Genomic DNA, 22,536 nt, shown 5'->3' on the forward strand with positions numbered 1-22,536 from the left:
TGAATGCGGATATGCGGTAACGGATGGTCTTCAATACGCTCCCCTTGTCTGCGTATGCACGGCTCGTTACACCGAGGTGCTGGTCCACGTGAGCTGGCCGCGCGCGGCATTCGCGGCGATCATTTCACGGGCGCCGAATGCCGCCGCCGGAGACGAAAAGCCCGCGCCACGATGCCTGCCGAGCAAAATCTGCCGGCACGCTTCGGCTGCCATGATGCCGGTCTGTATATACGGCGAGTTGCCGCGCATCACCACGCTGACCGACTCGGTGTTGCCACGACCATGACAGCACAGCACGCTGCGGTTCAGATCGGGGTTTTCGCGTCCGGGCTCGACCGAGACCAACTGGTTGCCGATGGCGTTGGTGAGCTTTTCCTGCTCATCGGGCGGCAGGTGTTTGTGCTTTTGCTCGAACTCCACCAGGATACCGACGATCGCGGCAAGCATCGCCTGGTTCTTGAACGCAACCAGCACGCTGCAATTGCGCACCCGCGCATCGTGCTCGTACCACACCGGCTCGCCACCGCCGCTCCAGGGCAACGCGTTCAGCACCCGGTGCACGCCCGGAATGGATACCGGGTACTGCGTTGCCTGCGGCCAGGTGCACAGCGCACCGTGCTCGATAAAGAACTGGTCCTTGGTCAGCATGCGCAAAAACGACATCGTGGAGGCCACGCTGGTATTGGAATCCGCGAGATAGCAGATATCGAGGGTATCGATGCCGGGGTGCTCGAGCGCAATCTCCGCCGCAAGCTGTCCACCCAGCCACATCCACGAACAGGCCGGCACCAGCAACAGGCCCTTGTCGGCAAACGCCTTGCCATAGCTGCGCTTGACGTGGAACATCCAGTCCTGTTCGCCGGTGGTGTCGAGGTAATGGCAACCTGCCTTCAGGCAGGCCCTGACCACGACCTCACCGAGTTGCATGAACGGACCCACCACGTTGTAGACCACCTTGCGGCCCCGGAACAATTCCACGAGCGCGGCCTCGTCATGATTCACCGCCGCGCATTCATAACTCGCCCCGGCGAGCTCCGGCACCATTGCCATCTGCTCCTGCAGGCGCTCGCGGTTGCGCCCGGCGGCGACGAACGCAATGCCGTTCTCGGCAAGATGCCAGGCAATCAATTTGCCGGTGTAACCACTGGCGCCATACACCACCACATCCGCATTCATGACTGCCTCCGTAATTGAGCCTGGTTCCTGTCTTCGCTGAACACCGCCTCGGGGTGGGCGCGGAAGAACTCCAGGCAGAAACGCTCCTGGGGCTTTTCCGAGGCGGTCTTGGGAATTTCATCCATCACCTGGATATACGAGGGCACGAAATTCGATTCCAGCGCAATCCGGCAATGTGCATACAGCGCCGCGACATCGATGTGCTGTGCCGGGCGCGCGACCACGACCGCAACCACGTCCTTTTCGCCGGGCACGCCGGAGGCCGCATCGATCCCGTAGACAAACACATCGTCCACCGCCGGAAACTCGGCCACGGCCTTTTCCACGAACGCGGTGTTGACGAAATCGCCGTTGTGGCGAATCCCGCCACCCCTGCGGTAATCGAAGTAGAACCAGCCATCGGCATCGCGATGCCCGACATCGCCCATATGCAACCAGCCGCCCCCGGTCTTCCTGGCGGAGGCATCTGCATTGCGGAAATACTCGACCGGCGGACAGCTGCCGTCGGCATTGCGAAACACGATCTCGCCCTGCACGCCCGGTGCACACTCGCGCCCTTCGTTATCGACGATGCGTGCCTCGAGTATCGGTGGCGGTTTGCCGATGCTGCCGACTGGCCCGCTACCGGGTGGATTGAAGATCATGCCGCCTTCGGCGGCACCGTAGAACTCGAAGATCTCGACATTGAAGCGGCGCGCGAAATTCTCCCAGATCGCGGCCGGCATGCCGGCACTCAGCACGAAGCGTACCGGGTTGTCGTCATCGTCGGGGCGCGGCGCTTCGCTGTAGACCGCGGTGGTCATGCCACCGAGCAAGTTGAAGGTCGTGCAGCCGTAGTGACGGCAGATATCCCACAGCCGCGACTTGGTGAAACGCAGGCTGATCACACCGCGCAAACCCATCTTGAGAATATTGCCGAGCGTGATCAGCTGTGCATTGGCGTGCGTCAGCGACAGGCCGGTGTAGGGCCGATCGGCAGCGGTCCAGCCAATCAGCGGACCGATCGAAGCCACACTGTTGAAGCGGTTGTAGGACGCGAGAATGGCCTTGGGATCGCCGGTGGTACCCGAGGTGAACAGCATCTGCATGGTCTGCTCGGGATCGCTGACCGCTACCTGCAAATCCTCTGCCGCGCGTTGCGGCAACCCGTCCAGCCAGCGTAGCGGAATTTCCGCTTGCGGCAGTTCCGCGACCGCGCCGGTGTGCAACACCCAGACCCAGGACAGATCCGCCAGGCTGCCCAGCACCGGCAGCAGGTTCTCCAGCGCATAATCAGCGACCACCACTCCACGGCAATTGGCAAAGCCCAGCATGTAGCGGAGCTTGTCGCCACGGGTGCGCGGATCGATCGGCACGAATACGGTGCCCGCGATGCACGAACCCGTCATCGCATCGACGAACTCCGGGTGATTCTGCATCAGCAGTGCAAAGTTCTCGCCCCGGCGCATGCCGGCAGCGAGCAGTCCGCGGGCGATGCGCTGGCCGTTGTCCCACAATGCGCGTGGCGTCCTGATCTGCTCGGCGAACGAGCCATCGCGCTGCACCTCCACGAAGGTCAGCACATCCAGCTGCGGCTGCTGCCGGGCCAGGCTGGCGATCATGTTGGCAAAGATGCTCTGGTCGCTCACGAGTTTATCTGCTCTTCTCTGTTTATATGCATTACGCCCCCGCCATCCCGGGTCATCGTCCCAACTGCAACGCTCGTCGCCGGATCGAGGTCCGGGCTCAGCGTGACAGCAGCGTCATCACCATCGCGGCCGCATCGGTACCGATGAAGCCGCCGCCGTTCTCGGCCAGCGCGACCTTCGCACCCTGCACCTGGCGCTGCCCGGCCTCGCCACGCAATTGCTCGGTCAATTCAACGATCTGTGCCAGCCCGGTAGCCCCGATCGGATGTCCCTTGCGCATCAATCCACCAGAGGTGTTGACCGGCTGTCTGCCGCCGAGACGCGAATGTCCGTCCGCGACGAAACGACCGCCCTCGCCCCTGGGGCACAAGCCGAGATATTCGTAATACATCAGTTCGGATGGCGCGGACGCATCGTGCAGTTCCACGCAGTCGATATCGGCCGGGCCGACGCCGGCGCTTTCGTAGAGTGCGCGCGCGGTACCCTCGGCAACCGACTCCTCGCCCTCGGCATAGTCCCAGCCGCTCGCCAGCACGCAGGCTTCGACCTTCACCGCGCGCGCGATGCCCAATTCGCGCCGCTTGCGTTCGCTGACGATCACCGCGGCCGCCGCTCCATCGCCGATCGGCGAACACATCGGCAGGGTCAGGGGCCAGGAAACCTCGCGTGCGGCCAACACCTCCTGCACGCTGATCACATCGCGATACTGTGCCTTCGGGTTGAGGCTGCCGTGCACCGAATTCTTCGCCGACACCGCGGCGAACTGTTCGCGCGTGGTGCCGTAACGCTTCATGTGGGCCAGCGCCCAGGTCGCGTATATATCCATGAACAACGAGCGCGTGGTGCCGGCGCCGGCGGTGTCGATCGGCGCATCGAGTGTCTCGATGCGCCGGCCGATGCCAGCGATTACTTGGTCCATCGCCTCGACATCCACCGCACCGCTGAACACCGAAAAGGTCTTGAGCTTGTCCTGGTGATAAAGCTTTTCCACACCGCAGGCGAGCACCACGTCATAAAGCCCGGCACTCACCATCGTGCAGGCCTGCTGGAACGCGGTCGCGGCAGTGGCGCAGGCGTTCTCGACATTGACTACCGCAATCCTGCCCACGCCGAGCGAGCGCAGGATCATCTGCCCCGGCACGCAGACCTGTCCGGTGATCACCGCGGCCGCCGCATTGCCCATGTACGCAGCCTGCAGATCGCCGAGACCGATACCGGCATCGGCCACCGCGTCGCTGATCGCCTCGCCAGCCAGCGACTTCAGCCCGCGATCCAGGTGCTTGCCGAACTTCGTCATGCCGATGCCGGCGATATAGGCATTTTGTTTCATCTGCCAGTTCACCCCACAGATTGCTTCGGGATGCCGCGCGCGCCGGGCAAGGGCTGCGGGCTGCCGCTCATTTCAGGCGGTCCTCATCGATCAGGTAGCAGCCGCCCTTGATCGACAGCACCTCGTTGCAGCCGTCCTCGATCATCGAGGCGCGCGCATCGCGCAGCAGCTTTTCCATCGGATATTCGCGGGTCAGGCCATTACCGCCGAAGATCTGCAGCGCCTCGCTGCAGACCTCGAAGCAATTCTGGGTGCCGGTGATCTTGGATGTCATTGCCGCCTGCAGCGCGGGAATCGAGGCGGTATTGTTGAACAGCACCACCCGGCGCGTGAGTGCGCGCGCGCATTCGACCTTGCGATACATGTGGAAAAGACGCTGTTGCACCGACTGGTGACGGATGATCGGCACCCCGCCCTGCTTGCGCTCGTGCGCATAATCGAGCGCATGATCGAACGCAGCCTGCGCGACACCGGTAAAGGTGCCGCCCATCAGACCGTTGGCCTCGGTGTGGATGCAGTACACGGCTTTCTTGTAGGCCAGCGGCCCGGCCAGGATGTAGTCCGCGGACAACTCGACGTTGTCGAAGAACAACTCGCCCTGCGGCAGCGCACGCTGGCCCATTTTCTCCAATGGCTTGCCGCGGCTCACGCCGGGCAGGTCGAGTGGCATCACCAGCACGCAACCATTCGAGGGGTCGGGGCCGTTGCCGGTATCCGCCGCGCAATAGAGGATGCACACCTCGGCGACGGGGGCGTTCGATACCCAGGCGGATTTCTGGCCGTTGACGATCACCTTGTCGCCGCGGATCGTCGCAACGCAATTCGGGCGCCCGTACTGGCCACGCGAGTCGAGGATCTGCTTGTTCGGATCCAGCGAATCGGAGCCGTGGTCGGGCTCGGTGATTCCCCAGCATCCGATCATCGTGTCCGGAAAGCGCTCGAGCAGGAACGGGTTGTTGAACTTGGCCGCAAGATACATCGGCAGCATCGCCGCCCCCATCGAGATCGCGAGTCCCGCGTCACCGTAACCGAGTTCCTCGAAGATGATCGGGAACATCAGGCTGAAGTCTTCCGCAGACAATGAGCCGAGCGTCTCCATGCCGATGCCGAGATCGAGATATTGCTTGCGGAAATCCCAGTAGGGAGAACCCGGCGCTATCACCTCTTCCGCGCTCATGCGGTCGAGCTTCGCACCCACCGGTCGCATCACCTTCAGCGCGAAATCGTGCAGGGTTTTCTGGAAGTCCGCGATCATCGGCGGCAAGGGCGGCTCGGCCCCGGAAATGGTGAGCTTGCCCCTGGGTGTTTCAGGCCATTCGATAGCGCTCATTTTGCGTCTCCCGTGTCATCTGCTTTTTGAAATTGAATGATGCACAGTCATGGACCCGCCTCGCGGGCGGATTCAACCTGCGCTATTTATATCCCAGCGACCTCTTGATGCGGATGTTTTTTCACGACAGTATGCATGTTAGTTTGCGACATGCCGGTGGACCGAGCCGCGGATTTTCAGCGGTCTCGAACACAATGCCAACCGCCACGACCCGACAATTCTTTACGGACCACGACATGAGCCGAATGCAGGAATTGAGTCCGCCCGCAGCGTCACGAACGGTGTCTGGCTGATGCTGCTGGAAACCAGAACCCGGCCCGGCAATGTCCGGCACCTGATCTACGGGTTGAACCCGCTGATCACGCTGCTCAAGCAGCACCAGGCAGACGTGGATGCGCTGCTCGGCACCTCGCGCATTCCCGCCACCGCGCTCGGCGACCCGGACTACATGCTGACACCGGCGCAGGAATTGCGCTTCACCGAACTGGCGCTGGCGCAACTCGGGCAACCGGATCTCGGGATCCGGCTCGGCCCGCGCTATCACCTCTCGGCCTACGGCATGCTGGGGCTGGCGGTGATGACGAGTTCGAACCTGATCGAGGCCTTCAGGGTGCTGTTCCACAACATCCTGATGACCTGGACCTATATGCACTGGACGCTTCGGACCGAACACGGGATCGCGATCATCGCTCTCGAAAAACAGCGCGACCTGGGCGGGTGCCACCAGTACATGATCGACCGCGGGCTCGTGGCCGCCTACACCATCGCCGCCGAGGCACTCGGCAAGGCACTGCCCTTGCATGCCGTCAATGTCACCCAGCCGCAACCCGATTACGCCGGCGCCTATGACGAGTTTTTCAACTGCCCGGTCAATTTCAGCGCGCCGGCCAATGATTTCCGCTTCGACGAGAGCTATCTCTACGAACCCCTGCTGCAGTCGGAAACCGCATCGGCCCGGGTATTCGCCGCCCAGTGCGAAAGGATCTGCGCGGAGCTCGAACGTGGTGGAAGTTTTGCCGAACTGATACGCCAGCACCTGGTGCAGTTGCCGCACCAACTGGCGAGTCTCGAAACCATCGCCGAGCGCCTGTGCACCACGCCGCGCACCATCCAGCGCAAATTGGCCAGCGAGGACACCAGCTTCAAGGAGCTGGTCGAGGACGTGCGCAAGAACCTGTCGTTCGAATACCTGCAGTCAACCGCGCTGTCGGTGGAGGAAATCGCGCTGCGTCTCGGTTACAGCGACGCACCGAGCTTCAGCCATGCCTTCAAGCGCTGGACCGGAGTTTCGCCGCGCGATGCGCGGCGCGGCGAGTAGTGCGCAAAGGGGCACGCTTGCCTGCCCCGGGTTGATCAGGCGATTGCCTGCGTCGCCGGCACATAGGGATAACCGAGCGCCTCGGCCACCGCTTCGCAGCTCACCTTGCCGTGATGGATGTTGAGACCGTTCAACAAGTGGGGATCGGCCGCCAGCGCCTTCCTGTAACCCTTGTTGGCGAGCGCCAGCACAAACGGCAGGGTGGCGTTGTTGAGTGCGAAGGTCGAGGTGCGCGCGACCGCGCCGGGCATGTTGGCCACGCAGTAATGGACCACATCGTGCACCATGTAGGTGGGATCGGCATGCGTGGTGGCGTGGCTGGTCTCGAAACACCCACCCTGATCGATCGCAACGTCCACCAGCACCGAACCCGGTTTCATTCCCTTGACCATCTCCTCGGTAACGAGCTTTGGCGCCGCCGCGCCGGGCACCAGTACCGCCCCGACCACCAGGTCGGCCCCCGTCACGTGATGGCGCAACGCCTCGCGGGTCGCGAAAATCGTGTTCAGCATGCAACCGAACTGGAAGTCGAGTTCCTTCAGCCGGTTGAGCGAGCTGTCGATCACCGTTACGTGCGCTTCCATGCCCATTGCCATGCGGATTGCGTTGGTGCCGACAACGCCGCCACCGATCACCACCACCTTGGCCGCTTCCACTCCGGGCACACCCCCGAGCAGCATGCCCGAACCGCCCTGTTCCTTCTCGAGACAATGCGCGCCAGCCTGGATCGACATGCGACCGGCGACTTCGCTCATCGGCGAGAGCAGCGGCAGCGTATTGCCCGGACCGGTGACGGTTTCATAGGCGATCGCCACGCAGCCCGACTCGATCAGCAGCCTGGTCTGTTCGGGATCGGGCGCCAGGTGCAGATAGGTGAACAGGACTTGTCCCTCGCGCAGCATGCGGCACTCGTGCGCCTGTGGCTCCTTGACCTTGACCACCATGTCGGCGCGCGCGAACACCTCGGCCGCGGTCGCGACGATCTCGGCACCCGCCTGGCGATACATCTCGTCACTCAGGCCGATGCCGGCACCGGCCATGCTCTCGATGATGACCTGGTGGCCATCGTGGACCAGTTCATACACGCTGCCGGTGGTCAGGCCAACACGGTACTCATGGGTTTTTATTTCTTTCGGTACACCGACGAGCATGACGAAATCCTCTGCGACGGTTGGGTTGATGGCGAAAACCTGGCTTCGCCACGCGGCAGTATAGACGTGGTGATAAAGGAAATTTTCGCTATTTTGCCGAACCGGAATATTCTGTCCATCCTGCAGCAGGATGGCCGGATCAGTTTTTCCGAGCCGGCGCGTCGCGTCGGTCTCAGCACCACGCACTGAACGAATCCCGCGCGCAGCAGCCGCGGCTCAGATCACCGCGGCATCGCGCAACGCCGCGATTTCGCCTCCATCGAGTCCGAGCACCTCGCGCAGCACCTCGTCGGTATGGCTGCCTATGCCGGCACCCGCCCACTCGGTGGCCCCGGGCGTATCGGCGAGACGCGGAAACAGCGCCGGGATTTCGAGAGTCTTGCCGTCAATCTCGACCCGCTCGAAGAGCTGGCGGGCGCGGAAATGCGGATCCTCGAACATCTCGCGCACGCTGTAGATGGGGCCGGCCGGCACCCGCTGGCGCTCCATCACGCTCAGCACCACCGCCACGGGACGCCCCGCGCACCACTCGCCGATCACGGCATCGATCTCGGCTTCGCGCGCGACCCTTCCGGCGTTGTGCGCGAGCCCCGGGTCGGTGCCGAGATCGGCGCGCCCGATGCCTTCCATCAGGCGCCGGAAAATCGAATCGCCGTTGCCACCAATCACCACATGCCTGCCATCGGCGCAACGATAGGTGTTGGTCGGCACGATTCCGGTCACGGTGGTACCGGAGGGTTCGCGCACCACGCCGGCACCGGAGAACTCCGGCACCACCGCCTCCATCAGGTTGAACATCGATTCGTACAGCGCCACGTCGACGACCTGCCCACCGGTATCGGGTAGCGCATCGCGGGCACGCAAGGCCAGCATGATGCCAAGCGCCGCGTGCAGCGCCGCGATCGTGTCACCGATGCTCAGATTCGGTCGCACCGGTGCCTCGCCCGGATAGCCGTTGACGTAACGAAAGCCGCTGATGCCTTCGCAGACCGAAGCGAAACCGGGCCTGGAGGCATAGGGCCCGTCCTGGCCATAGCCGGAAATGCGTGCATAGACCAGCCGTGGATTGCGCTTCTTCAAATCAGCCGGCGCGAGCCCCCAACGCTCCATCACCCCCGGGCTGAAATTCTCGATCAGCACATCCGAGCGATTCGCCAGCCGCAGCGCCAACGCGCGTCCCTCCGGCGTACCGAGGTCGATGGTGATGCATTTCTTGTTGCGCCCGAGGCTGCGCCACCAATACGAGGTGCCGTTCTCGTCGAGCTCGCGCCAGCCGCGGATCGGATCGCCGGCGGGAGCCTCGATCTTGATGACCTCGGCACCGAAATAAGCCAGCAGCGAGCCGGTGAAGGGTCCGGCCAGCAACTGCCCGAGTTCCAGTACCCGCAGACCTTCCAGTGGTTTAAGACCGGCCATTGTCACTGCTCCCCTGCGCGCCGCGCGCGTTGTCAGGCCTCGGCCGCCACCCGGCCTGCCATCTCGGTTGCCACTATCGAGGACTGCGGCGTGGCCGGCGCGTAGTGCGCCTGCTGACCGATCACCAGGTCCCGCACCTTGTACATGTTACGCAGCACGATCAGTCCGACGACGGCATGCACCAGCGCCAGGAACAGCACGTAGGCCACCGTTGCCACCGACTCCATCAGCCACGCCACCATCAGCGGGCCAAGCGCCGAGCCGATGCCATTCACCAACAGGATCTTGCTGCAGGCCGCGACCATTTCCTCCGGGCGCAGGTAATCGCCGGCCAGCGCCAGGAACAGCGAATAAAGCGGGAACGACAAGCCCCCGTAGAGGAACATCAGCACGAACATCAGCATCGATGACTGCGCCGGGATCAGCGCCAGCCATAGCGCGACCGCGGTCACCAATGCACACAGCAGCGCGATCAGGCGGCGTCGGTCGCCGCGATCCGAGAGCAGACCGAGCGGCCACTGCAGGATCACGCTGCCCATGATCGCGGCAGCCATGAACGTGGCGATCTGTGAACGATCGAGGCCGATATTGATCGCATAGACGGGACCCATTGCATAGAAACTGCCGTAGCTCAGCGAAACCAGCAGCACCCCGACCAGCGTGAGCGGAATGCGCCGGAACAGCACCCCGAAGCCGATCGTGGCGCTTTCCTCGAAACGCGGTGCGCTGCGACGGGACAACGCGATCGGTACCGCGGCGAGCGAACACAGGGCGCTGACCAGCACGAACAGCTCGAAACCCATCGGGTCGGCAATACCGAGCAGGTATTGCCCACCCGCCAGCGACACCTGGCAGACGATGATATAGAGCGACAGCAGCCGCCCTCGATTGGCATTGCTGGCCTCGCCGTTCAACCAGCTCTCCGCAACGATGAATACACCCACCATGCAGGCCCCGGCCAGCATCCGTACCAGCGCCCATACCAGAGGCTGGACGAACAGCGCATGCGCCAGCGGCGCGAACGAGACCAGCGATGCAAATGCCGCGAATACGCGAATCGGACCGACCCGCCGGATCAGGCGCGGCGTCACCCAGGAACCCAGCAGGAAGCCCACGTAATAGCAGGCCATGACCGCACCGGTCACCTGCGTCTCGAAACCCGACAGGCTCGCGCGCACGCCAAGCAACGTGCCCTGCAGGCCGTTGCCGAGCATCAACAGTGCCAGGCCCGTGAACAGGGCCCAGAGCGAAAACAAAACCTTGCGCATGGCGGAAACTGCACATCGAGCGGTAATTGCCCATGCTAACAAGGTGCCGCGATCGTCCGCTGTGACGTTTTACCGTCGCGCAGCGGATCGTGAATAGCAGCGGAGGGCATCCCCCTCGCCCGAGAGCATCATGGAAGCCGTGCGGCTCCTTGGGTACACTGCGGCAAATTTCTCGAATTTGCACGATCAGGGAGCACGGCATGAGCACGGATATCGGAGGACTCGGCGTCTGGTCGTACATCGACAATCTTTCGGCTGCGGAGGCGGCCGTGTTTGCCCGGCGACTCGAGAGCTGGGGTTATTCCGCGCTGTGGGTCCCGGAGGCGGTCGGGCGCGATCCGTTCGCGATTCTCGCCTGGCTGGCCGCGCACACCAGCACCCTCGTATTCGCGACCGGAATCGCCAACATCTACGCGCGCGATCCCATGACCATGAAGGGTATCCGCAAGACGCTGGCCGAAATGGCGCCCGGGCGCTTCGTGATGGGCCTCGGCGTCTCGCACTCGCACCTGGTGAACAAGGTGCGCGGCCACGACTACTCGGCAAGACCCGTAGCCACCATGCGCGCCTACCTGGAGGGGATGGAAAGAGCACTGTACATGGGCCCCGAACCGGCCGCGGAGGCACCGATCGTGCTGGCAGCCTTGCGCCAGAACATGCTGCAGCTCGCAGCCGAAAAAACCCGCGGTGCGCACCCCTACTTCGTGCCGCCGGAGCACACCGCGCGCGCCCGCGAATTGCTCGGGCCCGAAGCCTGGCTCTGTCCCGAACAGATGATCCTGCTCGAAACCGATGCGAGCAAGGCGCGCGCGGTGGCGCGCAAGCACATGGCCGTCTACGTCGGACTGCCCAACTACCAGAACAACCTGCGCGAGTACGGTTTCGACGATCGTGATTTTGCCGATGGCGGCAGCGACCGGCTGGTCGATGCGATCGTGGCGTGGGGCAACGAGACGGCGATTCGCGCGCGCATCGAGGCACACCGGAGCGCGGGCGCCAATCATGTGTGCATACAGCCATTTCGCCCCGATGGAGAAATGGGCGCCGATCTGCGGGTGCTGGAACTGCTCGCGCCCACTGCGAACTGAGCTTCGAGGCACCCGGCATGAGACAACTCGGCATCATCGATTCCGCCTTCATCAACATGGAGAATCCACGCATTCCGCAGCACGTCGGAGGCGTTGGCATCTACGATCCGTCGACAGCGCCGGGTGGGGTCGTGCGCTTCAAGGATGTGCTGGCGAATTTCGAGCGGCGGCTGCAGCTCCTGCCGCTGTTTCGTACCCGCCTGGTCGAGGTCCCACTCGGCCTGGACCGACCCTACTGGGTGCTCGATCCGCAATTCGATGTGCAATTCCATATCCGCCATATCGCGCTGCCAAAGCCTGGCGACTGGCGCCAGCTGTGCACCCAGGTCGCCCGTCTGCATTCGCGAGCGCTCGACATGAGCCGCCCGTTGTGGGAGGCCTATATCATCGAGGGCCTCGACCGGATCCCCGATCTGCCGAAGGGTTCCTTTGCGGTCTACACCAAGATGCACCACAGCCTGGTCGACGGCGCCGGCGGGCAGGATTTCATGTCGGTAATGCACGACCTGGAGCCGGTACCGCCCAGGCAGTGCGCACCCTCTTCGATACGCCAACAGGTACCCGATCTGCAGCCTACCGATATCCGGCTGCTCGGCAAGGCCGCGCTGAACTGGGTACCGGACCTGGTGGCCAAGGCAAGCGGTGGCGCCCGCCTGGCATCGGGTCTCGCGCGCATGGCAATGCGCATGGCGCGCAACGAGTTGCCTGCCGTCCAGTTGCAGGGTCCCAAGACGCGCTTCGACGAACCGGTTGGCCCGAACCGCGTGTTCGACGCCTGCGTGTTCGATCTCGAGGATCTAAAGGCGCTGAAAAATGCCGCCAACCTGACCCTCAACGATATCGCCGTCTGCATCGTTTCGGGGGCACTGCGCACCTACCTGCTCGCGCACAACGAGCTACCCGCCGAATCGCTGCTCGCGACGATGCCGGTGAACATGCGCACCCGGATCGGCGCAACCACCGACAACAACCAGGTCGGGGCGATGTCCGCCAGGCTGCATACCGATATCGCCGATCCGCTCGAGCGGCTGCACACGATCAAGAAAAGTCTGGACGAGGCCAAGGCCTTCATCGACACGCCGCTGGTCAATGTCTCGAAGGTGATGGGGCTGTTTTCGCCGATGATCTCCAGGCGCCTCGCGCGCTTCTATCTCGACCACGAGCTCACCCGGCACCTGCCGATAGGCGTGGCAACCGTGATCACCAATATCATGGGGCCGCCATTCCCGGTCTATTGTGCCGGTGCGCAGCTGGTGCAATACCACCCCCTCGGGCTGCTCAACCCCGGCCTCGGGCTGTTTCACGCCGTGTTCAGTTGCACTGGCAAGGTCAGTATCGGGGTGCTTGCCGACCGCGAGCAGATGCCGGATCCGGAGTTTTACCGCCAATGTATCGAGAGCGCGTATCAGGAATTGCGCGGGGCGCTGTTTCCGGCGCAGCGTGAACCGGCCGGCACACGCCGTCGCCGGACCACTGGAACAGCCCGGCGCCCGGCAGGGCATCGCGCGCAGCGCTCCGGCGCAAAACGGGGCAAAGAACGCATGGCGCGCGGGGCGCGCGATCGTTAAACTGGCGACCAACCCACCTGGATGTTGAATCATGCGACAGCTCGGAATAATTGACGCAGCATTTATCAACCTGGAAAACCCCACTGTTCCGCAACAGATCGGCAGCCTGGGTATCTATGATCCCTCCACCGCGCCGGGTGGCTTTGTGCGTTTCAAGAACGTACTCGCCAACTTCGAGCAAAGACTCAGTCGCTTGCCGATTTTCCGCACCCGCCTGGTGGAGGTGCCGCTGGGGCTCGATCGCCCCTACTGGGTGCTCGATCCGCACTTCGATGTCGAGTTCCACATTCGCCATATCGCGCTGCCCAAACCCGGTGACTGGCGCCAGCTGTGCATCCAGGTCGCGCGTCTGCACTCACGCCCGCTCGACATGAGCCGCCCGTTGTGGGAGGCCTACATCATCGAAGGTCTCGACAACATCCCCGGCCTGCCCGAGGGATCATTTGCGATCTACACCAAGATGCACCACTCACTGGTCGATGGCGCCGGCGGGCAGGACTTCATGGCGGCCATTCACGATCTCGAGCCGGTGCCACACAATGACGGGAGCGTGGCCGAGGAGCCGCGGGCGCGGCTTTTTGAACTGCAGGCCTCCGACATCAGCCTGCTGGGCAGAACGCTGCTGCGTTTGCCGACGCGCATCTGGGGCAACGCCAAGGGCGGCGCGGAACTCGTTGGTTCGATGTACTCGACGCTGCGTCGGATCATGCGCGATGAACTGCCTGCCACTCAGCTGTCGGGGCCGAAAACGCGATTCGACGAACCGGTGGGACACAACCGTGTATTCGATGCACGCCTGTTCAGTCTCGACGACATCAAGGCGATGAAAAATGCCGGCAACGTGACCATCAACGATATCGCCGTGGCCATCGTCGCGGGCGCCCTGCGCAGGTACCTGCAGGCACACGACGAGCTGCCACAGGAAAGCCTGCTGGCATCGATGCCGGTCAATATGCGCGCGCGCGTCGGTGAAACCGGCGACAACAACCAGGTCGGTGCGATGTCCGGCTCCCTGCACACCAATATCGCCGACCCGCTAGAGCGCCTGCAGGCGATAAAGAAAAGCCTCGATGACGCCAAGGCGTATATCGACACGCCGCTGGTCAGCATCATGAAGCTGCCGGGCGCGCTGCCGCCGCTGATCGCCAAGCCGCTCGCCCGGGCCTATGTGCGCAACAAGCTGACCCGGCAATTGCCGATGGGCCAGGCGACCGTGATCACCAATGTGCCGGGGCCACCTTTCCCGCTGTATTGTGCCGGCGCCAGGATGACGCGCTTCTATCCGCTTGGCCTGATCAATCCGGGCCTCGGACTGTTTCACGCGGTGTTCAGTTGCTCGGGCCAGATCAGTATCTCGGTGCTCGCGGACCGGGACCAGATGCCGGACCCCGAGTTCTACACCCAATGCCTCGACGCCTCCTACGACGAGTTGCACAAGGCGCTGCTGGGGAGTGCTGGTGCGAAAGCGATTCCTGCCAGGGCAGGTGCAGCCAAGAGCGCCGCGCCACGCAAGGCGAAATCACCGTCCGCAGCTCGCGCCGCGGCGAAGAAACCGCCGGCCAGGCGCGCGCGGGTGAAAAAAGCGGCTGCCGTGCCGCTCAAAGCCGCAGCGGGCACTCGCCGCGGCCGACCGAAAAAAGCCGCTTCCACGGCGAAAAAGAGTGTGGCCAGGCGCACCCGGCCGGCCACGGCAAGCGCCGCTGCGGCCGCTCCCAAACGCGTTTCCCGCAAGGCGGAATGATCCACGATTTCACCGTCATCGGTGGTGGCATTCTCGGCCTGTCGACGGCGTGGCAACTGGCGCGCCGTCATCCTTCCAGCCGCATCGTCCTGCTCGAGAAGGAAAGCGCTCTCGCCACTCACCAGAGCGGCCGCAACAGCGGTGTGATCCACGCCGGCGTGTACTATCCGCCGGGGAGCCTGAAGGCACGCCTGTGCCGGGAAGGCGCGGCCGCCACCAAACGATTCTGCGCCGAACACGGCATCGCGACCGACCCTTGCGGCAAACTGATCGTTGCCACCGATACCACGCAATTGCCGCAACTCCAGGCGCTGCGCGAGCGGGCCGGCGCAAACGGCATCACCAGCGAATGGTTGCAGGCTGGCGCGTTGCGCGAGCGCGAACCGCGGGTGCGCGGTGTGAGCGCGCTGTGGGTACCCGACACCGCGGTAGTCAGTTACCGGGCCTTGTGCGCCGCGCTGGCGAGCGCGATCCGTGGCGCCGGCGCCGAAATCGTCCTGGATGCCGAAGTGCGCGATATCCGTGAACAGCACGACCAGGTACTGGTGCGCACCGCCACGGGCGCGATCCGCACCCGCTGGCTGCTGGCCTGCGCGGGCCTGCAATCCGACCGCCTTGCGGCCATGGCGGGACTTGCGGTGGATTTCCGTATCGTGCCGTTCCGGGGGGAGTATTTCCGCCTCGCCCCGCGCCTCGACAACCTCGTGCAGCACCTGATCTACCCGGTCCCCGACCCGGCGCTGCCGTTCCTTGGCGTGCATCTCACACGCACCATCGACGGCGGCGTCACTGTTGGCCCGAACGCACTGGCGAGTCTCGCCCGGGAGGCTTACGGGCCCGCGGAATTCAGCATCCGCGATGCCTGCGCCACCATCGGCTTTGGCGGGACCTGGCGCTTCGCGCGCCGGCATCTGCGCTACGCGGCGCGGGAACTGCGCAACTCCTGGTGGCGTCGCGGTTATCTGCGCGAGATACAGCGCTATTGCCCGGAGGTCGGATTGCAGGATCTGCAGCCACACCCGGTCGGCATACGCGCGCAGGCGTTGCGGCGCGATGGCAGCGCGGTGGAAGATTTCCTGTTCCTGGAGAGTCCGCGCACGCTGCACGTCTGCAATGCGCCCTCGCCGGCGGCAACCTCGGCGCTGCCGATAGGTGCGCATCTGTGCGCGCGGCTGGAGGCAAAATGCGCGAACGCAGGTTTTGCGCTGTCGCCCGCCGGCTGAGCTCCCTTCTCAGAAGTCGCCAGTGCGCAGCAACACCAGCGTGCAGGCGTCCCTGGTTTTGATTCCCGCCTCTTCGAGCGCCGCTGCCAGCGGCCCGTTCTCGGTGCCCGGATTGAAGATCACGCGTTGCGGCTTCAGCCGCTCGATATCCTCGCGATGCCGGTCGGACAACGCCGGGCGCACATACACCGTCAGCGTATGCACCGGCACATCGATATCCGCCAGCCTTGCCGCGGTCGCATCGCCATCGATGACCGATTCCTTGGCGCTGACCGGTATCACCCGGTGGCCGTATTGCTTCAACAGCCGCTGGGCCTTGAACGCATAGCGCTCGGGATCCGCGCTGGCACCGAGTATCGCGACGGTCTGTGTAGCTGGCATGGGCGTTTCCTACTCCGAATACATTTCAATCAGCGTCGACCAGTCGGCATCGGGCGGCGTGCGCAGGCCGTGCTGTCTCACCAGTTGCGCCGCGAGACCGGTGAGCGGCACCGGGGCGTGCGTCTCGCGCGCCAGCTCCACCACCGCGTCGAGATCCTTGGCCAGCGTGCCCAGTCTGCCAAGCACCGGTTCATGGCTGCGCACCGCCATGCGCGGCGCGAACAGCTGGAGCGGAATCGAGTCGGCAAAACCGCCACGCAGCGCATCGGGCAGCAGTTCCGCATCCACCCCCGCGCGCTCGGCCAGGGCAATCATCTCGGTCATCGCGACCGCCAGGCAACCGACGATCATCTGGTTGCACACTTTGGTGATCTGGCCCGCACCCACCTCACCCATGCGCGTCACGCGTTGGCTGAAACTCGCCAGCAGCGGGCGCACCCGATCGATATCTTCCTCGTGGCCTCCGGCCATCACCACCAGCGTGCCATTTTCCGCTCCCGGCACGCCACCGGAGACCGGCGCATCCACCCAGCCCATCCCGCATTGCCGATCCAGCTCGCGCGCGAAACGGCGCGTCGCATCGGGATCGATACTCGAGAGATCGACCAGCAATTGTTCGGCATCACCATTGGCGGCAATGCCATCGTCGCCGAACACCACTTCGTGCACCGCATCGGTGTCGCTCAGGCACAACATGATGATGTCGGCGTCGGTCGCGAGATCGGCAATGCTGGCGGCCAGTTCCGCGCCCTGCGCGACAAGCTCCTCACATTTTTCCGGCGTACGGTTCCACACGATGACATCAAAACCTTCGCCAAGCAGGCATGACACCATGGGGCGTCCCATGAGCCCGACTCCCACAAATCCGATGGTTTCACGATCCTGCACTGCCCACCCTCCGGAACGGCAATCCGTGCACCCGAAGATACACGCGGTCAGTAGACGCCACAAGCGTTCGCGGCGCTCCGGTCGCTGTCAATATCAATCGATGTAGCGCCGAAACCAGAGCTCCAGCGCCACACACCGGAACAGCCGTGTCGCTGCTCGATTGTCAACACGGTAATTGGACATGCAATGCGTCAGGCCCGCCGGGTTGAAAATTTCGCGCTCTCTCGTCCGTTGCGAATTCAACACATCGAAAAGCTCGCTGCGGTGCAATTGCAGCCAGTGTTTCAGGGGGGTGGCAAAACCCACCTTGTCACGGCGCGACAGAATATCTTCGGGCAAATCGCGCGCAAAGGCTCGCCTCAGAACATGCTTGGTTTCGGCGCCACGCATCTTGTCATCGAATGGCAGTTTGAACACAAACTCGACCAGTCGATGATCCAGGAAAGGCAGCCGCGACTCCAGGGAGTGCCCCATGCTGATCGCATCGCCAAAATGCAGGAGCTCTGGCAGCAGACCCAGTGCATGGTCCTTGAACAGCGTACGTGTCAAGGGGTCCTTGAATTGCACCGGGATCATGCTGTTGCTCGTATCCTTCAGTATTTGATCACCCAGGATGCGGCCCGGAATCGGCGGCATCGGCGCCGGATAGGAGTGCATCCGATCCAGATGTTGCCGGGCGCTGATCATGCGCGGCACACGGTGGTGCAAATTCCATGGACGCAGCATCCGGAGTTCCGAGCACAAATAGGATTTTGTGTAGCGATCCGGATATCCGGCAAGCATCTCGTCCGCACCCTGGCCTTCCAGCACCACTCGCGCTTGCGCGGAAACAGCCTGAAGCAACTTCCAGCGAACGAGTTCTTGTCCCCGTCGGGGTGGCGCGTCCAGGTGCTCGGTAACCGCTGCCATATCTTCCAGCAAACCTGAAGATTTGTACTCTACGCAATGAAGCGGCATGCCGACATGTTTGGCCACGAGCGCCGCATACCGGCTCTCGTCGAATTCATATCCGGGAAAGACCGCGGTGTATGCTTCGATATCGATGGCCTGCTCCTGCGCCTTTGCATGCACTGCGATCGAGGAGGAATCGAGACCTCCACTGAGCAATAGCGCGACCGGCACATCGGAGCGCAAGCGGATTCGCACGGCATCGCGAAAAAGTTCCCGGAAAGTCTCCCCGGGCTGCTTGTAGTCGTAGTGCCCGGTTTGGTCCACATGGCTCCAATACCGTGTTTCATGATGGCCTTCACGTGTAACCACGAGGTTGTGTCCGGAAGACAGCTGCGTGATACCCGCAAACGCGGTGTCGTGACCGTTTTCACATTCATCCAGAACCAGATAACGGTGCACGAAAGACCGATTCGGTGTCGCCACAAGCTCACCGGCAGCGAGTATGGCTTTCACCTCGGACGCAAAATAAAAAGTGTCACCATGCCATGCGACAAAAAGCGGTTTGATACCCAATCGGTCACGTGAACAAACCAGTCGACGTTTACGTGCATCCCAGATTGCGTAGGCCCACATCCCGTTGAATCGACGTGCGCAGTTTTCCCCCCATTCTTCGTAAGCATGCACGATGACTTCGGTATCTGTATGTGATCGAAACGTGTGTCCGCGTGATTCAAGTTCCTCGCGCAACTCGACATAGTTGTGGATGGCACCATTGAATGCCACGAATACATCGCTCGTTTCGTTTGCAATGGGCTGTCTCCCTTGCGAACCGAGATCTATGATCGCCAGGCGACGGCTGGCGATCAATACGTCGGGATCAAAGTCGTTTACGGTCGCCTGGCTCACCGATGCAAGCATGCGTTGCGAGTTCGCGAACAAATAGCCGAAATCGTCCGGCCCACGGTGAATGAGGGTCTTTGCCATGCGTTCGACCCGCACTCCATCAGCGGGATCAGGTCCGCCACGACGCCATAAGCCAGCTATACCGCACATAAGGTCCACTCGCCTGGTCGTCTTTTTGGCATTTCTTGAATTCCGGGCGGGTAACTGGCGTCATGCCCGTGCCGAGTGACGAAAGATAGAAGCACGACGGCACAGTTGTTCGCTGCGACGCCGAGGGCCGAGCTACTGCGGGGGCTTGGCCCCGGCCCTCATGAATTGCTCCATGATCTGGTCGATCGTGAACGAGGCCGGGCGCTGGCGCGGCGGATATTTCTGGAAGGTGGACATGAAGCGCACCACCTTCGCCACCGCCGGACTGCCCTGGGCGGCGATCTTGTGATCCCACCAGACGTTGTAGCTGTTCGAGTCGGTATCGGCGCGCTCGAAGGGATCGCGACGCAGGTTGAAGATCTTCGGTATGCGCAGATCCACGAAAGGTTCCCGCCACACATCGAAGCGGTGGGCGCGCTGTTCCGCGAACACCAGCTTCCAGTCACCGTCGCGCAGCCCGACCAGCTTGCCGTCATCGCTGAAATAGAAGAAATCCTGCCGCGGCCCCACCGCCGCCTTGCCGCTCAGGTAGGGCAGGAAATTGTAACCATCGAGATGCACGTTGAATTTCTTGTTGCCCGCCGTGTGCCCCGCGAGCAATTCCTGGCTGATATTCGCATCCCCCGCCGCCGCCATCAGCGTCGGCACCCAGTCCTCGTGCGCCATGACCTGGTTGGAGATCACACCGGCTTTGATGTGACCCGGCCAGCGCACCATCGCCGGCACCCGGAAACCGCCTTCCCAGTTGGTGTTCTTCTCACCGCGGTAAGGCGTGATGCCTGCGTCCGGCCACTGGCTGAAATGCACCCCGTTGTCGGTGGAATAGAACACCAGGGTATTGTCGGCGATGCCGAGATCATCGAGTTTCTTCAGCAGTTGCCCGACCTGATTATCGTGCTCGACCATGCCATCGTTGTAGAAATCCTGGCCCGAGAGTCCGCGGCTCGCCTCCTTCACATGGGTGTAGTAGTGCATGCGGGTCGAGTTGAACCACACGAAAAACGGCTTGTCCGCGGCCTTGGCCCGGTCGATGAAATCCAGCGATGCCGCGAGAAACTCCTCGTCCACCGTCTCCATGCGCTTCTTCGTGAGCGGTCCCGAATCCTCGATCTTGCCGTCGGCATAACTGCGGATCACACCCCGCGGGCCGAACTGCTTGCGCAGGGCCGGATCCTTCGGGTAGTCCGGATCCTCGGGCGCCTCCTCGGCGTTCAGGTGGTAGAGATTGCCGAAGAATTCGTCGAAGCCGTGGTTGGTGGGCAGAAAATCGTCGCGATCCCCGAGATGGTTCTTGCCAAACTGGCCGCTGGTATAACCGAGTGGTCGCAGCAATTCAGCCAGGGTGGGATCGGCTGCGTGGATACCACCAGGCGCCCCTGGCACCCCAACCTTGGTGAGACCGGTGCGCACCGGGTATTGACCGGTGATGAACGCAGCACGCCCGGCAGTGCAGCTCTGTTCGCCGTAATAGTCGGTGAAAATCATGCCTTCATTGGCGATGCGATCGATATTCGGCGTGTGGTAGCCCATCTGTCCCATGCTGTAGCGGCTGATGTTCCAGATGCCGATATCGTCACCCCAGATCACGAGGATGTTCGGCCGTTCGGCGGCCGTCGCCAGCGCGCTGGCGAGCATTGAAGCGACAAAAAACAGAAGGTTTCGCAGCGCCTGCGCGGTGTTGTTCATCGTGGCTCCTTGTACTTGTACCCGCCATTCACGATTCGGCTCAAAGAATAAACATCCGGCCGCGGTAAAGCTACCTCGGCGCCGGATCCGCGTCATGCTGCCCCAGCAACGGTGGCGCCGCCACCGTTGCGATCGGCGTGCGCGAGAACCGGATCGGATTGCGCACCACCGGCACATCGACGCCGCTCGGGTGCGGCAATGTCTGCACCATGCCACGCGCCCGCACCTGCGGGTCGGCGAACACGCGATCGATCGTGTTGATCGGCCCGCAGGGGACGCCAACCGCCTCCAGCGCGGCGAGCCAGTCATCGATGGTGCGGGTCTTGATGAGTACCGAGATATACGCGCATAGCTCCTCGCGGTTGGCGACCCGCCCGCGATTGCTGGCATAGCGCGGGTCATCGGCCAGCGTCGGCCAGCCCGCGACCTCGCAGAAGCGCCGGAACTGGGTGTCATTGCCCACCGCGAGAATGAGGTGTCCATCGGCGGCGGCAAATGTCTGGTAGGGAACGATATTGGGGTGCGCGCTGCCAAGACGTTGCGGCACCGTTCCTCCAACCAGGTAATTCATCGCCTGGTTGGCAAGACAGGCCACTCCGACATCGAGCAGCGCAAGATCGATGTACTGGCCGAGCCCCGAGCGCACACGCTCGAGCAGCGCCGCCTGCACCGCGATGCTGGCGTACAGGCCCGTCAGGATATCGATCACCGCGACGCCGACCTTTTGCGGGCCGCCACCCGGCCGGCCATCCGGCTCGCCGGTCACGCTCATCAACCCACCCATGCCCTGCAGCAGGAAATCGTATCCGGCACGGTGCGCGTACGGTCCGGTCTGGCCGAATCCGGTGATCGAACAGTAGACGAGCCGCGGATTGAGCGTCTGCAGGCTTGCGTAGTCGAGACCGTATCTGGCCAGCCCGCCGACCTTGTAGTTCTCGATCAGCACATCGCTGCCGGTCGCCAGCTCACGCACCCGCTGCTGGCCACCGGGGCTCGCAATATCGATGGTCAGCGATTTCTTGCCACGATTGGTGCCCAGATAATAAGCCGCCTCGCCGGTTGCGTTGCCATCGCGGCCCGCCAGCCATGGCGGACCCCAGTGGCGGGTGTCGTCCCCTTCGCCGGGCCGCTCCACCTTGATTACTTCGGCACCCATATCGGCAAATATCTGCCCGGCCCATGGCCCGGCGAGAATACGGCTCAATTCCAGTACACGGTAGCCTTCGAGTGGTCCGGGCATCGGCGAATATTCTCCTTGCAGCCTGAAACCTGCGGCGCGGCGCGCGCCAGCAACTCGCCGCTGCCATCGTGCAGTGGCGGCAGGGCAACTCGCGCAATGGTACCCGATCGAGCTTTCCCGCCATGCACCCCTGTCGGGGTACATCGCCTCCCGCTCGCGG

18 protein-coding genes are annotated in these 22,536 nt (G+C 63.2%); 6 read left to right on the forward strand and 12 right to left on the reverse strand.

Features of this window, described 5'->3' with window-relative positions:
* Positions 1-66: 66 nt before the first annotated feature.
* The 4 genes from IPF49_20095 to IPF49_20110 form a co-directional block, all read right to left on the reverse strand.
* Positions 67-1,176 (reverse strand): saccharopine dehydrogenase NADP-binding domain-containing protein, encoded by a 1,110-nt coding sequence (locus tag IPF49_20095; protein ID MBK6289892.1) that lies wholly within the window; start codon positions 1,174-1,176, stop codon positions 67-69.
* Positions 1,173-2,777 (reverse strand): AMP-binding protein, encoded by a 1,605-nt coding sequence (locus IPF49_20100; protein ID MBK6289893.1) that lies wholly within the window; start codon positions 2,775-2,777, stop codon positions 1,173-1,175. The genes IPF49_20095 and IPF49_20100 overlap by 4 nt, the downstream gene beginning before the upstream one ends.
* Before the next feature lie 124 nt (positions 2,778-2,901).
* Complete coding sequence (locus tag IPF49_20105) at positions 2,902-4,134, reverse strand: thiolase family protein (GenBank protein MBK6289894.1); 1,233 nt, start codon at positions 4,132-4,134, stop codon at positions 2,902-2,904.
* 67 nt (positions 4,135-4,201) lie between these two features.
* Positions 4,202-5,464: an acyl-CoA dehydrogenase family protein gene (locus IPF49_20110; protein MBK6289895.1), complete on the reverse strand. Its 1,263-nt coding sequence runs from the start codon at positions 5,462-5,464 to the stop codon at positions 4,202-4,204.
* A gap of 292 nt (positions 5,465-5,756) precedes the next feature.
* On the opposite strand from IPF49_20110, the gene IPF49_20115 reads away from it, so the two are divergent.
* Positions 5,757-6,782 carry an AraC family transcriptional regulator gene (locus IPF49_20115; protein MBK6289896.1) on the forward strand — a complete coding sequence of 342 codons (1,026 nt, stop codon included), beginning with the start codon at positions 5,757-5,759 and terminating at the stop codon, positions 6,780-6,782.
* 35 nt (positions 6,783-6,817) lie between these two features.
* Here IPF49_20115 and ald read toward each other — a convergent pair whose 3' ends face one another.
* Positions 6,818-7,933, reverse strand: a complete 1,116-nt coding sequence (ald, locus tag IPF49_20120) for an alanine dehydrogenase (protein MBK6289897.1) — start codon at positions 7,931-7,933, stop codon at positions 6,818-6,820.
* Here ald and IPF49_20125 point away from each other — a divergent pair.
* On the forward strand, positions 7,898-8,122 hold the full coding sequence (locus IPF49_20125; GenBank protein ID MBK6289898.1) for an AsnC family protein: 225 nt from the start codon (positions 7,898-7,900) through the stop codon (positions 8,120-8,122). The genes ald and IPF49_20125 overlap by 36 nt on opposite strands.
* A 27-nt stretch (positions 8,123-8,149) precedes the next feature.
* Here IPF49_20125 and IPF49_20130 read toward each other — a convergent pair whose 3' ends face one another.
* Complete coding sequence (locus IPF49_20130) at positions 8,150-9,349, reverse strand: CoA transferase (GenBank protein ID MBK6289899.1); 1,200 nt, start codon at positions 9,347-9,349, stop codon at positions 8,150-8,152.
* A 32-nt stretch (positions 9,350-9,381) separates the two neighbouring features.
* On the reverse strand, positions 9,382-10,617 hold the full coding sequence (locus IPF49_20135) for an MFS transporter (protein MBK6289900.1): 1,236 nt from the start codon (positions 10,615-10,617) through the stop codon (positions 9,382-9,384).
* Positions 10,618-10,817: 200 nt separating this feature from the next.
* Between IPF49_20135 and IPF49_20140 the strand changes: the two genes are divergently transcribed.
* Genes IPF49_20140 through lhgO form a run of 4 tightly spaced genes read left to right on the forward strand, consistent with a single transcriptional unit; the run spans position 10,818 to position 16,237 of the window.
* Positions 10,818-11,705, forward strand: coding sequence for a TIGR03620 family F420-dependent LLM class oxidoreductase (locus IPF49_20140; protein MBK6289901.1), 888 nt, complete (start codon positions 10,818-10,820; stop codon positions 11,703-11,705).
* Positions 11,706-11,722: 17 nt separating this feature from the next.
* A complete protein-coding gene (locus IPF49_20145; GenBank protein MBK6289902.1) occupies positions 11,723-13,273 on the forward strand; it encodes a wax ester/triacylglycerol synthase family O-acyltransferase in 1,551 nt (516 codons plus the stop codon).
* 31 nt (positions 13,274-13,304) lie between these two features.
* Positions 13,305-15,014: a wax ester/triacylglycerol synthase family O-acyltransferase gene (locus tag IPF49_20150; protein ID MBK6289903.1), complete on the forward strand. Its 1,710-nt coding sequence runs from the start codon at positions 13,305-13,307 to the stop codon at positions 15,012-15,014.
* Complete coding sequence (gene lhgO / locus IPF49_20155; protein MBK6289904.1) at positions 15,011-16,237, forward strand: L-2-hydroxyglutarate oxidase; 1,227 nt, start codon at positions 15,011-15,013, stop codon at positions 16,235-16,237. The genes IPF49_20150 and lhgO overlap by 4 nt, the downstream gene beginning before the upstream one ends.
* A gap of 9 nt (positions 16,238-16,246) precedes the next feature.
* On the opposite strand, the gene IPF49_20160 is transcribed toward lhgO, so the two are convergent.
* The 5 genes from IPF49_20160 to IPF49_20180 form a co-directional block, all read right to left on the reverse strand.
* Positions 16,247-16,618, reverse strand: a complete 372-nt coding sequence (locus IPF49_20160; protein MBK6289905.1) for a CoA-binding protein — start codon at positions 16,616-16,618, stop codon at positions 16,247-16,249.
* Positions 16,619-16,627: 9 nt separating this feature from the next.
* Complete coding sequence (locus tag IPF49_20165; protein ID MBK6289906.1) at positions 16,628-17,506, reverse strand: NAD(P)-dependent oxidoreductase; 879 nt, start codon at positions 17,504-17,506, stop codon at positions 16,628-16,630.
* A gap of 93 nt (positions 17,507-17,599) precedes the next feature.
* Positions 17,600-19,450: an asparagine synthase (glutamine-hydrolyzing) gene (asnB, locus tag IPF49_20170; protein ID MBK6289907.1), complete on the reverse strand. Its 1,851-nt coding sequence runs from the start codon at positions 19,448-19,450 to the stop codon at positions 17,600-17,602.
* A 132-nt stretch (positions 19,451-19,582) separates the two neighbouring features.
* A complete protein-coding gene (locus IPF49_20175) occupies positions 19,583-21,136 on the reverse strand; it encodes an arylsulfatase (GenBank protein MBK6289908.1) in 1,554 nt (517 codons plus the stop codon).
* A gap of 70 nt (positions 21,137-21,206) precedes the next feature.
* Positions 21,207-22,376 (reverse strand): CoA transferase, encoded by a 1,170-nt coding sequence (locus tag IPF49_20180; GenBank protein MBK6289909.1) that lies wholly within the window; start codon positions 22,374-22,376, stop codon positions 21,207-21,209.
* Positions 22,377-22,536: the final 160 nt, after the last annotated feature.

Source organism: Gammaproteobacteria bacterium, from assembly GCA_016705365.1.
Classification (GTDB): Bacteria; Pseudomonadota; Gammaproteobacteria; order Pseudomonadales; family UBA5518; genus UBA5518.